Origin of the sequence: Flavobacterium hercynium (assembly GCF_002217285.1) — a bacterium.
In the GTDB taxonomy this organism is placed as follows: domain Bacteria; phylum Bacteroidota; class Bacteroidia; order Flavobacteriales; family Flavobacteriaceae; genus Flavobacterium; species Flavobacterium hercynium.
This window is the reverse complement of sequence record NZ_MUGW01000013.1, coordinates 62,874-76,704: the sequence shown is the minus strand read 5'-3', so window position 1 is coordinate 76,704 and position 13,831 is coordinate 62,874. Positions and strand designations below refer to the sequence as shown.

At 30.5% G+C, this 13,831-nt stretch carries 12 protein-coding genes; 7 read left to right on the top strand and 5 right to left on the bottom strand.

The features are described 5' to 3' along the window. Positions 1–139 precede the first annotated feature (139 nt). The 6 genes from B0A66_RS06700 to B0A66_RS06675 all read left to right on the top strand — a co-directional run bounded on the left by B0A66_RS06700 (position 140) and on the right by B0A66_RS06675 (position 6,129). Positions 140–517, top strand: coding sequence for a hypothetical protein (locus B0A66_RS06700; protein WP_089049083.1), 378 nt, complete (start codon positions 140–142; stop codon positions 515–517). 322 nt (positions 518–839) lie between these two features. After that, positions 840–1,760, top strand: coding sequence for a hypothetical protein (locus tag B0A66_RS06695; RefSeq protein WP_089049082.1), 921 nt, complete (start codon positions 840–842; stop codon positions 1,758–1,760). Positions 1,761–1,764: 4 nt separating this feature from the next. Next, a complete protein-coding gene (locus B0A66_RS06690; RefSeq protein ID WP_089049081.1) occupies positions 1,765–3,747 on the top strand; it encodes a TonB-dependent receptor plug domain-containing protein in 1,983 nt (660 codons plus the stop codon). Between the two features lie 6 nt (positions 3,748–3,753). Further along, positions 3,754–4,119 carry a hypothetical protein gene (locus tag B0A66_RS06685; protein ID WP_089049080.1) on the top strand — a complete coding sequence of 122 codons (366 nt, stop codon included), beginning with the start codon at positions 3,754–3,756 and terminating at the stop codon, positions 4,117–4,119. Positions 4,120–4,172: 53 nt separating this feature from the next. Further along, positions 4,173–5,039 carry an MbnP family protein gene (locus B0A66_RS06680; RefSeq protein WP_089049079.1) on the top strand — a complete coding sequence of 289 codons (867 nt, stop codon included), beginning with the start codon at positions 4,173–4,175 and terminating at the stop codon, positions 5,037–5,039. A gap of 70 nt (positions 5,040–5,109) precedes the next feature. Then, entirely contained in the window at positions 5,110–6,129 is a 1,020-nt protein-coding gene (locus B0A66_RS06675) for a cytochrome-c peroxidase (RefSeq protein ID WP_089049078.1), read from the top strand. Positions 6,130–6,133: 4 nt separating this feature from the next. Here the strand turns inward: B0A66_RS06675 and B0A66_RS06670 are convergent, their stop codons facing one another. From B0A66_RS06670 to B0A66_RS06655, 5 genes are all read right to left on the bottom strand, one after another. Further along, entirely contained in the window at positions 6,134–6,985 is an 852-nt protein-coding gene (locus B0A66_RS06670; RefSeq protein ID WP_089049077.1) for a thiopeptide-type bacteriocin biosynthesis protein, read from the bottom strand. Then, complete coding sequence (locus B0A66_RS06665) at positions 6,985–9,186, bottom strand: lantibiotic dehydratase family protein (RefSeq protein WP_089049076.1); 2,202 nt, start codon at positions 9,184–9,186, stop codon at positions 6,985–6,987. The genes B0A66_RS06670 and B0A66_RS06665 overlap by 1 nt, the downstream gene beginning before the upstream one ends. Then, complete coding sequence (locus B0A66_RS06660) at positions 9,183–10,889, bottom strand: S8 family serine peptidase (protein WP_089049075.1); 1,707 nt, start codon at positions 10,887–10,889, stop codon at positions 9,183–9,185. The genes B0A66_RS06665 and B0A66_RS06660 overlap by 4 nt, the downstream gene beginning before the upstream one ends. 42 nt (positions 10,890–10,931) lie before the next feature. Next, positions 10,932–11,099: a hypothetical protein gene (locus B0A66_RS22825; RefSeq protein WP_165766589.1), complete on the bottom strand. Its 168-nt coding sequence runs from the start codon at positions 11,097–11,099 to the stop codon at positions 10,932–10,934. 128 nt (positions 11,100–11,227) lie between these two features. Then, positions 11,228–12,961, bottom strand: coding sequence for a helix-turn-helix domain-containing protein (locus B0A66_RS06655; RefSeq protein ID WP_089049074.1), 1,734 nt, complete (start codon positions 12,959–12,961; stop codon positions 11,228–11,230). Between the two features lie 591 nt (positions 12,962–13,552). Between B0A66_RS06655 and B0A66_RS06650 the strand changes: the two genes are divergently transcribed. Continuing rightward, the gene (locus B0A66_RS06650) at positions 13,553–13,831 is read left to right on the top strand and encodes a hypothetical protein (protein WP_089049073.1); all 279 of its coding nucleotides are present in this window, start codon (positions 13,553–13,555) and stop codon (positions 13,829–13,831) included.

The following is a 13,831-nucleotide window of genomic DNA, read 5'->3' as shown; positions in this document are numbered from 1 at the left end:
TGGATAATTGTGGGGGATTTCAAGTTTAATTTAAAAGTTTAATGAGATCATAAGATTTTTTTAAAATAAAGAAGCGATTTTCATTTAAACAAAAGTAAAAATGACGTATTTTTGCATTCAAATACACTAAAACAAGCAATTGAAACGATTAGTAATCATAGTACTGTCTATCTTAATTTTGTCGCCATCCTTTGGCAGCTTGTTTGTATATGCTTCATTTAAAATAAACCAGAAAGAGATTGCCAAAACAATCTGTGTACAGCGTAAATTATCTTATAATAGTTGTAATGGTCGATGCGAACTTCAAAAGAGCATCAAAAAATATTCAGATAACGAAAGAAGAATGCAAGACAGTCTAAAAGATAAATTAGAACTTGTTTATGTGCAAAATACAGCTGATATTAACTTCAATTATGTAGTTGTAAAAGAAGTTAAAGAAAATGCTTCAATGTTATTCGAAAAAAAGCCAATAGGAGCTTCTAATCTTACTTTTCATCCTCCTCTCTATTTAATCTAGATTAAAAATTCAGTTTTAAGTTTGTAGAATAATATTTGATTGATTTCTAGTTTTTGGAATTGATCTATACTATAATGAATTTTGTTATCTCAATTATAAATAATATTCTTTATAGTTGTTAGTTTCTTATAGTACTCCAAATTTTAGTTATACTGATTTTTCTAATCATCATTCATTAATCGGATAATACATTTTAGTATTTATTGTTCCGATTATACCATCACTTATAGTTTTTATTTTACAGCATTTTGGCATGGATTTGAAATTCAGATCTAATGGTAGTATGCTTATATTTCAACAGTTTACAAAACACTAATTGATAATGAAATCTTTTAAAATTTTAGTAATCACATTATTTTATGTGGTTACTTCCTGTACTATTGACAAAACAGATTACGAAGCTGAATTAGGAACTGAAGTTCCTGAAAATTATGAATTTAAAGAAACTACTACATTTACCAGCGGAAACTACAAAATTAGTATTGAGTCTTTAAACGGAACTTTTTATAAGGGCTATAACGAACTTCATCTTAAAGTTATTAATGCTCAGAACAATCAGGAAATAAATACGTCTGAGGTGACGTTTCTGCCTCTACTGACTTCTACTGAAAATGCTACTTCGTGTCCGCATGATTATGCGTTATCTTATGACACAGTAAATAAATATTATGCCGGATATTCCGTTTTTACAAGTGAAAGTGCAGCTACAGCAAATTGGAAATTGTACGTTAGTTTTACGGCTGATAATCAAAAATATGATATTGCTAAAGATATTACAGTAGAAAAGCAGAGTAACAAAAACCTGAATATGACATCATTTACTGGAACAGATGGTGAACAGTATTTTATTGCTCTTGTTGCACCTCAAAGACCTACAGTTTCAGAAAATCCATTAGTTGCTGGAATCTATAAGTATAATAAATCTGTTACTGTTGGTGGAACTTTTCCTGATGCTTCTCAATTTTCATATTCTAAAGTAAATGGTTATACGTTAAAGTTGGACCCGAGAATGCCGGAACCATCAATGGGAAATCATTCTTCACCAAATAATAAGGACTTGACACAACAAAATGATGGTTTATATCATGGAGTTGTTAATTATACCATGACAGGAAATTGGACTCTTAATTTGATTATGATGAATCAAAACGGATTGATCGTAAAAGGAACTGTAGTTTCAACAGATTTTACGCCAGGTACAGAAGGAGCAAAAAGTGAACTTTATATTGATACACTATTCTAAAGCTATGAAATACCTATTAATAATAGTACTTTTTTTGGGAATATCTGTAAAGGCGCAAAATACACACGCGCATCATGACAGTATCAAGAATTTAGAAGAAGTAACAATAAAAAATACGACTAAAAAACGAATAGAAACAGAAATGAAAATGGCCGTTTCTGTAGATGAATTTTTGTCTTCATCAGATAATATAAGTTTTATCAAAAGAGGAGCTTATGCTTGGGAACCATTACTTAATAATATGAGTACCGAGCGTTCTACTGTAACTATTGACGGTATGCATGTTTTTGGCGCCTGTACAGATAAAATGGATCCGATAACATCTTACGTAGAAAGTAATAATCTGGCTGCAATTGATATAAAATCGGGGCAGGAAGGAAGTCTTCATGGTGCGACAGTTGCAGGAAGTATTGATTTAAAAAGAAGAAACACTGCATTTAGCATAGAGAGAAAGTGGAGCGGAGCTTACCAAAGCGGTTTTGAGATTAACAATAAGCAATTTTTCAACTTAGGTAATGTTTCGTATTCCAGCAATAAATTCGTTGCAGACGGTAGTATTTCGTATCGAAAAGCAGATAATTATAAAGATGGAAATAATGATGTGGTGAAACATTCACAATATAGAAAGTTCAATACTTCATTAGGATTGGCTTACAAAACAAGTGATTTGTCATCGGTACGATTAGATGCTATTTTTGATATGGCTAAAGATGTTGGTTTTCCTGCATTACCAATGGATTTGTCACTTTCACGTGCCCTTATAACATCAGCTTCGTTCAAACAATTGTTTGAAGAAGGATTGGTTAGAGTTGTTGATAGTAAGGTTTATTTCAATACCATAGAACATTATATGGATGATACCACTCGTCCGGAAAATTTGGTTCACATGGATATGCCAGGCTGGAGTACTACTTATGGACTGGTTTCTAAAGCGAATTTAAAAAGGAATGATTATTCATCTGAAATTCAATTAAATGCTTACGATAATTTATCAATTGCAGAAATGCGAATGTATCCGCAAGATCGAAGTAAGCGCACCATGTTTGCGTACAGCTGGCCTTGGGTAACTACAAAATATGCCGGACTTTCAATGAATAATTCATGGGATTTATCAGAGAAAAGTCAGGTGAATTTGGGTGGATCTTTGGGAGTAAATTACAATTTTTCGAAATATGTAGAGTTTAACTGGATTTTTCATCCGGGAGCACCTCAGGAAAAAACGAGATTTCTGCCAAGCCTTAATGCGGGTTACCAGCTTACGATCGATCAGTTTAATTTTTCTGTTGGAACAGGTTATGGTCATAGAGCACCTTCCGTTTCAGAAGGCTACGGATATTATATTTATAATAGTTTTGATCGTTACGATTATATTGGAAATCCTAATCTGAAAAATGAAATTTCTTATGAAGGAAATGCTAGTGCAGGATTCAAAAATGAACGTTTTAGTCTTCAGGGTAAAGTAAATTATTTCTACGTTCAAAATTATATTATTGGTCGAATTTTAAGTATGGGAAGCCCAATGAATTACCAATCTGTTGGTGTAAAAGGATATACGGCATTAGATAACGCAACACTTTTTAATATGTCAATGAATACAAGTTATGACATATTAGAACATCTGCATTGGAAAGGAACGCTTACATACGCAAAAGGAACAGACGATAAAGGAGGTAATTTGCCTTTTATTCGCCCGTTGAGTTACCAGACTTCGCTTCATTTTATGCACAATAATTTTGGTGTTCAAACTTCCGTTAATGGAGATTTTGCACAAATTAAATACAGTCCGGAATACGGCGAAGATCAAACAGCAGCTTACACTATTTGGAACATTTCAGCGAATTATACTTTTAAAATTAATAAGGTAAAAAGTGTTGTACAAGTTGGAGCCGAAAATATATTAAATGAATATTACAGTACTTATGCCGACTGGGGAAATATTCCTAGGATGGGACGTAATATTTTTACCTCTTTAAAATTCAATTTCTAAAAAAAAATGAAAAAAGCTTTTAGTATCATAATGACAATGCTATTTCTGTTGGTTTCTTTCCAGCAGGCATTGATTATTGTACATTTTAAGCTAAATCAGAAAGCTATTGAGCAAGAGTTTTGTATTAATAAAGCCAAACCTGAATTACAATGCCATGGTAAATGCCATGTGAAAAAAAAATTAGAGAAATCAGAAACTAGTGATTTAGAACTAAATAGTATTACTAAAAAAATAGAGGTTATTTTAGTTTCGAATATTGAATTTTCAGTTGAATTTTCAAAAATCATAAATATTCAGAAAATAACGATTTATAAAGGTCTTGGCAAATTAGAGCCTTTTTTAGAAGTTTTTGTACCACCTCCTAACTGTTAAATGGAGATTGACCGATTAACAAAAAAGAGAATACAATTACTTAAATAAACAAAATGCAAAATTTAAAGAAATACCTTTTACTATCAATCGCTGCAATGGCATTCGTATCTTGTTCAAACGACAATGATAGCCCTGTAGCGAATAATGTAACGTTAGAATTCAATAATACTTTTAAAAGTTCAACTATCGTACTTGGGGACGCTGCAGCAGCTTCAGCTACTACAAATACGTCAGCTGCGGGACAAATCCATCATTTTTCCGAATTAAAATATGTAATTAGTAATATCCGTCTTATCAAAGATGATGGAAGTGAAGTTCCATATAATATTAATGATTTAGATAAAGGAGCAACGGTTATAGATCAGGCAAAAGTGGCAACGCTTAGCTATGTTTTGAGCAATGTACCATCAGCAACTTACAAACAAATTAAATTTGGTTTAGGAATCAAACCAGAGCAAAACACATTGGATCAGGTAAAATTCCCTAATTTTTATGCAGCAGCTGGAGCTAATGATACAGAAATGATGTGGGAATGGGGTTCAGGATACCGTTTTACAAAGATCGAAGGTTTTTATGATACGGATAACAAAACAATGTCTATTCATACAGGAAGTACTGTTGCAGGATCTGAAGGAAACTATACGCAAGGTGTTAATGCTTACCGTGATATTACTTTAGATCTTTCAACAAATGCAGTTGTTGGAAATAATGCACCTAAGATTAAAATCAATGCAGATTTTGATAAAATGTTAAGTGGAAAAATAAATACGATTACTTTATCTACCGGAACAGAAATGGGAAATAATGCAACACCAAATATTCATACAGCAGCCCAAATGGTAAAGTTTGTTGATAATCTTGGCGGAAACGGTTCAAGCGATATCAGCGGAATGTTTTCTGTTAGTGGTGTACAAAACTAAGATGAAAATTAGTCGTCTGAATTATCCAATTCAGACGGCTTTTTAAAAATTTCCTGAAATTAATTTTACAATGAAAAAAATATTTAGTCTCTTGTCAATTTTATTGTTAGTAGCTTCTTGTAGTAACGACGATACTGAAGCGATTTATTATGATAATCCGGAGATTTCATTAAATATTCCAGCAGATTTTCCAGAAGTAAATAGCTTTGTAAGTTTAAATAAGCCAACAAAATATGGTGTAGCATTAGGAGAGAAGCTTTTTTCTGAAAAACGGTTCAGTACAGACAATACAATTTCTTGCTCTACTTGCCATATTCAGACAAGCGGTTTTGCAGATCATAATCCTCAAGCAATTGGGATTGAAGGACGAATAGGAATTCGCAATACGCCGTCGATTCAGAATTTAATGTTTATGAAGTTTTATAATTGGGATGGTAGCAAACTACAGCTCGAAACTCAGACTCTCGTGCCAATTATCACGCATGAAGAAATGGATTCTTCAATTTTGGAAGTAATTGATAAAATAAAAGGAGATGCAGATTATAAAGATTTGTTTCGAAAAGCGTTTGGTGATGAAGAAATTACGCCAGACAGAATTTACAAAAGTATCGCTCAGTTTGAATATACTTTGATTTCTACCAATAGTAAATATGACAAGGTAAAACGAAACCAAGGTGAAGCTTTTACAGAGAGTGAAGCAGCAGGATATAAAACCTTTCAGCAGAAATGTATGAGTTGTCATCGTACAGAATTATTTACAGATCAGAGTTTCAGAAATATTGGTTTTCCGATTAATACCAATTCTAACGAAGCGGGTCGTGGCAGAGTTACTGGAATCCCCGCAGATTTTATGAGCTTTCGTGTTCCTACTTTACGCAATATTGAAGTTACGGCTCCTTATGGCAGTTTTGGTCAGTTTACGACCTTAAAATCGGTATTGGATTATTTTAGTAATGGTGTTATAGATGCTGAAAATCTGGATCCTATTTTTAAAGATAATGCCGGAAAAATTCCACTTACGGAAGAAGAAAAAACAAATCTTATCGCATTCATGAAAACATTAACCGATCATGAGTTTTTAGGAAATTAAATAGTTACATCGATTTATAACTTAGATTTTTATAATATCTAAATAGGTGATCGTAAATAATCATTTCATACATTCTTTGTTTAGAAGTGTATTGTCTGTTTAGCATCATGTGTATATGATGTGCAAGAAAATCATTAATCGGAAGTTGAATTTTGTTTTTAATTTGTAAAGTTCTATCTGAAATTTGATTGTGTTTATCATTAATAATATTGAAAAAATCCCGAAAATCATCTTTCACTTTTGTAGTTAGACAGTCCACTATTTCATTGGATAATTCTTGATATTTTTTACTAAGTTCTTTTTTCAAAGTTTTATCTGCTTCGAATTCTTTTTTAAAAGAGCTTTGTAAATTATTTAAAATGGCAAGTTTATCTAAATCAGGAATAGAAAAGGAATTTAAAAAAGAGTCAATGGAACAGAGGCTAAACAAAACAGCAATTTCTTTCTTTTCAAATGTGTTTTTTAGTGAAAGGTATTGAATGATCATTTCGCTGTCTTTCCAAAATAAAAATTCAGAATCTTTCATTGTATTTTTTCCGTATCGCTCTAACTCTCTTTTATAAGTGTCAGTTTGAATTTTCCAAACTAAATTTTCTTTTAATAATGTATTGAGAGTGGGATATAGAGATGCAATTACTTTTGACAGATCAGTTGGTTTTTTTATTAAAAAACGTATTCTAAAATGCGAATCGGTGTCTTTGTATCTGATAAAAAACCATTGTTGTATTATTTGTTTCTTTTTTAGTTTTAAAATAATGGGATATAATTTTTCAAGTAAAATAAAATCGGTTGTTTGTACACCAGTATAAATTTTATAATACAACCATTCACTTCCTAAACATAAATCTCTTTGCATTAAACTCTTTCTTTATAAAATGGGACTATAAATTGGTTACAAAAATTCTGCCCGTTTATGTCTTTTACAACGGATTCTTCTGTAAATAAAAATTCTTCCAAAATAATTCTTTCGCTATTTTTAGTTGATTTTAAAAATAGGTGAATTCCAGCTTCAGTACCTAAATTCAATAAAAGGGTGTTGTCAAAATCGACCAAATTGACCAATTGCGGAATAGCTTTGTTTATTCTCCATTCTGAAAAAGAATCATATAAAACCTTATTTTGCAGATCTAAAAAAGAACTAATATCTGTATTAGCGATAATCCATTTTGCTTTAGAGAGTATAATGTTTTTATGTTCTACTCGTGGAAAATAACTATAATGCGATTCTAAAACTCCCCATGTAAAACTGAAAATAGGTTTTAGATTCTGCTCTTGTAGCGCACATAAGAAATGATACACTGGTAATGAATTACTTGAAAAGTTATGCGCGTTAGATAAACACGGAATTATCTCTTTGTTTAATTTCTTGGATTTTAGTAAAATTCGATCACCTTTGACAGATAAGAACAGATCATTTAAGTCTATGTTGTTTTTGTTTTTATCGAATGAATTGGCTAAATAAGTAATTTCATAATCTCTCAGAATAGGTCTTCTTAAAATATTTCCGGTTCTTGTTTGGGGAATATGCGCAATTTCAGCTAAAATTTTATCAGAATGAAACACTTTCTCTTTGGTAATAATCTCTTCAGTTAATTTATAAATCTCAGGATTTCCATTGCAAAATCGACCTAATAATTTTGCTGCACTTACATTTCCAGAAGATTCAACGCTTATTTTTTCGTTATTATAAACCTCAATTATAGTTGAGAATGTAGCTGGAATATTTTTTAAATCAGGATTAAAGTCTGGAAAATCAGTTTGTGATAAGACTATTTTTTTTCCTTTATTTAATAGACATTCTTGCAGTTTTTTTTCTAAAATTAATTCATAAGAATTCCAAATTTGATGTTCGGTTTTCTCTTTTTTAGATTTAAATGAATAAGCCTCTAATAATTCATGGGAATCATTCATGTCGTGATTCGGCGGATATCCTATTCCTGCTTCACTATCTAAAACCAGCATTAAAGGCATTTCTCTGGATTCGTATCTTTCAGCAAATACCTTGATGAAATCTTTAAGAGGAGCGTGTTTTTTTTGTTGAATTCCATTTAAAAAATACAATCCCTGAATTACTTTTTTTGGAATGTTACTGTTTAATGTATTTGATGATGTGCTTATATTTAAATCGGTTTGAAAAAGATGTTTTTCATCATAATCAAATCCTTTGTCGTTAATAGCACTTTTAATCTTTTCATATTGTTGTTCTAAAGGAATCAGCGAATGATCTAAACTTTGAAGCTGTTTTTTAATTTTTTGAAGAAAAAGATATTCATTGTTTAAAACAGGTATATTTTTTAAAATTTCCAAGGCAACCTCATATTCATTACTTCCAGTTACAGTAGGATCTAATTCACTTACTAAAAATTGAAAATCTATAAGCTGAAGAACAAATTGTGTAGCTGCTGTTGCTTCGGAAGTGTTTTTTGCTATAATTGAAGTAATTTCAGCTACAGTTAAACCCGATTTTGTTTCCTGCCTTATTTTTTGCAACAAATCTGACTTACGCAGTGCGGTAATTTTGTATTCTCTTTTTGTTTTAATTGTTTCGTACTCAACATACCTAAAAAAATCCCCATATTCATAAATTGAAGAGTTTGGAATATATCTTAAATTAAGAATAGCAGTTTTTTGATTTGAAATATTGTGTAACAGTGCAGCCCAAAATTCCATATCAAATTGAGAAAATCGAGTATGATATTCTTTAGCTGCTACAACAACATTAGTCTCATGACTAATTTCTCCAATAGAAGAACCAGTAAACAAACCAAAAGGAGTACATCGTGACGAAATGCGCGCTAAATATTTTAGTATTGTAAATTCAAATCTTGTTTTACTATCATTATCAATAGTGGATTCTATATTAACCCATTTATCCAATTCTTTTACTAAAGCTGGCGATGCCAGCTTTAGGCTTTCTTTTATGAAAGGGTTTTTGTAAATACTAATTATTCCTTTACGAGAATAGTTTTCGGATATATTTAAATAAAGTGATAATGGAAATAAAGGTAATCGAACAACATATTTTGAGAAACAAGAAATTGTATACTGCTCTTTCATTTTTTCTTTTTACTCACTTTTTCTGCAAGTTGCATTGCATTGTAAACATTTAAAACCCTACCGGATTTGGATAATTCTGAAAAGAGAACTTTTTTATCTTCTTTGCCGGGTACTAAAACATCTAGATTAAATTGATTTCCGGAATTTAAAATGATGTATTTGACTTCATTAACTTTAAAATTAGGATAATAAGTCCATATGAGAGCTGCAGTTCCGCAAACCATTGGAGCAGCTAAAGATGTTCCAGAATCAGATTCATAAGAATTGTTTTCTGTTGTTGAATAAATTTTCTCACCCGGCGCAAATAAGTCGACATTATACTTACCATAATTAGAGAAATCAGAAACAAACGTACTGTCTAATTTATGCGTCACAGACCCTACAGTAATAAAATTAGAGCAGAATTCAGTTTTATCGTTTGGATTAGAGTCATTTGGATAACGAGCAATTTTGTCAATATCATTAGCATCATTACCAGCACTGTGAACTAATAGTACATTGTGCTGATCAGCGTATTTAAACGCTTCCTGAACCCATTCATTATGTAAAGAAAAATCTTTACCAAAAGACATATTTATTATTTTTGCACCATTGTCTACAGCATAACGTATAGCCATAGTAATATCTTTATCATGTTCTTCTCCAAAAGGAGAAATGTTTAAAGGCATTATTTTTACTTCCTGTAGTATTCCTGTTATACCAATATCATTTTTTCTGTTAGCACCTATAATACCTGCAACTTTAGTGCAGTGATCCTGCATTTTTCTATGGCCTGCTTTATTATTACTAACATTATTATTGCCATATCCTTTTTCTAAAATTTGAGGATTGTCGTAAATAAGAAGCCGTTCATTATATTCTTTTTTGAGACTTTTATTTACAATAGAATCAAGGTATGATTGTTTATCTTTTATGTCTTCTAATGTTTTGTCATTCATTTCCATACCAATCATCCTACAGTTGATGAGGGCTCCCAGATCTTTGTCGTTATCATCACGTCTTTGCCCAAATTTCTTATCATTAATTTTATACTTCTGATACAAACTGTCTAATTGTTTATAGCTGTAATCTTCTTTAGGAAAAAAATATTTTAAAGTATCTTTTACTGTATGATAAAGTGAAATTTCATAATTCAGCGATTTCAGCCATCTTTTATAATAAGCATTCTCTTCATCAAATTTTTTCAGAGCTCTATTATATTCCTGATATTTTAGAATATCTTTTTTGTCAATTTGAGATAGCTTTTTATCTTTAAATAAAGGTTGCCATTCTTTTATGATACGTACATATTCATATTTATTCCAAACTACATAGCCACCACTTTTTGTACCTGTAAAACTCCATCCATTGATATCGTCGATATATCCATTTTGATCATCGTCAATATTATTATCAGGGATTTCTCTAGTGTTTATCCACAATTGACCCTGTAAATCCTCATGCTGTGAATCTATTTGAGTATCTACTACAGCCACAATAACCGGAATACTTTTTTTAGGTTGTTTGTTTTGGTTATACCACTTATCTAAAGAAATTCCGGGAATACCATCCTGTACATAATCTTTTTGATACCAGGTTTGTAGTTCTGAGTCTGTCAGATCTTTTTTTGAGATAAAATTGATGTTAGAATAATTAGAATTATTTACAGTTTTGCAACCATTAAATAAGTAACAGAATAAAAGAATTATGTAGAATTGTTTCATAAAAATTTTAGTTAAGATGGTCTTTTGTTTTTAAGTATTAAACTAACGACCACAACGATTGGATGAACCGCCTCCATTATTATGATTTGTTTCTCTTTGATTATCATTTTTAGTACCACCTTTTTTAATAATTGAATTTTTTAATTTTGCTATTTCGAATTTTTCTATTTCAAATTTTTTCATTCCTTTTTTCTCGCTTTTCTTTTTCATGATTTTCTTTTTTTTGGTAGCAAATATAGAATCTCATGTTTGCAAAATTTGTAAAAAACTTTTTGAACATGTCGAAATTCAGGAATTTCAGGTTATTTAAAAAGGGCAATTGTTTGATTTTTAGCGATTTAATTATTTATGCTGCAATCTAGTTCTTTAATGAAATAAGTGGGTTTTAGACCTGCTTTTTTGTAAAAAGCACTCGAAAACGATTCAGCGCTGTTAAAACCAAATTCTAAACCAAGTGCATGAATGGTATATTTTCGAAGTATTTTATTCTCCTGCAATTGGCTTATTGCATATTCTATTCTTAAATCATTTATGTACTGAATAAATGTTTTTCCTTTATAAACGTTTACTATTTTAGATACATATTTACTATTGGTATCAAATGCGGTTGATAACACTTGTACCGTAATATTCGGTTCCAGATATTCTTTTTTGTTCTCGAAACTATTCAGCTTTTCTAATATCGCATTTACTAATTCCTCTGCTATACCTGTACTTTCAATTTCTTTTTCTTTAATTTCATTACTGTTTATTGTAATTTTTTCCTTTATTATTTTTTCGAATCGGGATCGGTATTTTTTTTTGAGATGATATTGATATATTCCAAATGTTCCTACACCAATGGTGGTTAAAAATAAAATTCCTAATCCCCAATATGTTTTGACTTTATCATCGTTTAGAGAGATAATAAGATCTTCTTTTTCTGAAAGTAAGTGTGGTGTGTCGTATTCTTTATGTATCAATTTATTTAATTCTTTATAATTTTTTTGTAAAGTACTATCAATAGTCATGTATGTCATTATCCATTCTAATTGATTTTCTTTATCTCCTAAATTTTTATAGTACGAAATCAAATACGGATATCCATCTATAAACTCGGTACTTATTTCCTTTTTAGATTTATAGATAGAATCTACTTTAATAAAATTTTCTGCGGCTATTGTTTTTTTCCCTACTCCATCATAACCTTTTCCCAAATAAAAATAAGCTGCTAATACATTGCCAATATTGTCATATTTAATCATTTTTGGCAATGCTTTTTTAATGCTGTCTAGTCCTGTTTTATAATTTTTGCCTATTACTTGGTTTGCTCCCTCGTTTAAAACAAAAAGATATTTATATTCTTCGTTTTGGGTTATTTCCGATTCTCTGTAACCCAGTTTATTATAGTAGGTTGTTGAATCTGTATTCTGCAAAGATTTAAAACAATCTGCCAGACCGAAAATAATACTTTGATAATCCTGTGCGTATTTTAGACTTCTAAAATCTTTGTTCTTATAATAATTATAGCATTCCTTATATATATCTAAAGCCTCATTATATTCACCCAAGTCCTCAGATTTAGTAATACCTATATATTCTCGGACCTTATAATAGTAATCGATATTGGTTTTAAGCGCTATCTTCTCAGCCTCATTATAATTTGCCATAGCTTCTTTAAACTTGAACTGCTTTTTAAGGAAATCTGCTTTTTCGCAATAAGCAGCGACTGGAAAAGATCTATCTCCAGTGTTTTGAGAATATTTAATTACACTATCCAAATACATTATGGCTTTTTTTGTATTTGTTTTATAATATAAAAGAGCAATTTGATAATTAGCTTTGGCTTTTCTAATGTTGTTATTTTCACTTTGAGCTTTCGCCATGTACATATTTGTATAAACCATTTGCTTTTTAGGATTACCTACATTATTAAAATACAGATCATGTAAATCATCATAAGAAAGTTTTTTTAAATCTTTTTTTTGTGGCTTTTCATTTGATATTGTATCAGTATTTATTTTATCGAACTGATATGTTGCGAAGGCGGGTACTGTAAATAATAAAATAATAAAATATTTAAATTGGTTCATGTCATTTAATTTCTGTTTAAAAACGATGTTTTTGAGATTCAAATATAAGCAGAGCTAATTTGTATCTACATAATAGTATTAGTACCTATATTATTCTTTTTCAGTTACAAATGAAGAACTATCCCAAGTTTTATGGGATTCAATTTTTTTTAAAATTGAGCATCCCTCTTTTTAACAAAAAAAAAGATATTTTTTGTTTAGGCTCTTTAATAGGATAAAGAAAAGATTAGTACAAAAGAGGATTTGTACGTTTTTAGAAAATTTCATCGTGGGTGTTGCAAAAATAGTATTAAAATGTATTACAAAGGCATAGTAAAACTTAGAATTTTCTTGTTTTTTCAACCTTCTCATTCCTAGTTTTTTAAGATGGTGCTTGCTATATAATTCCTGAATTTCATGTCGAAATTCCTGAATTTCGATGTCGTTAGTTTGCGTCCGGTAACATGTTTATCTAGTTTTGACTTCAGAAATAAGAGATATGCTTACGGCAAACAATTGCATGAAGAAATGGATTACGCAATCTCTACTTGCCTATAAGTTAATTTTGAAATAGGTTTTTTTCATTGAAGTGTTAAATCGAAGAATATAATTATGAAAATAACCGACAACAAAGGATTGCAAATAGTAAGTAATATTATCGAGGAATGTGTAAGTACAGAAAAAATACTCTGTTTCTTGGAGAAAAAGGAAATTAAAAGTGTTAAAAATCCGTTTCCTAAGGGTGTAGTCTCCTACAGAGAACACACTCATTTTCATCTTATGGTTGTAACAGATCAATACGTAGCAAATGGCGCTACTATGCTAAGTGCAACTATAAAAGCCAAAACCGAAGGAAGATATTCTGCAACGATTTTAATGTATCCAATGTAG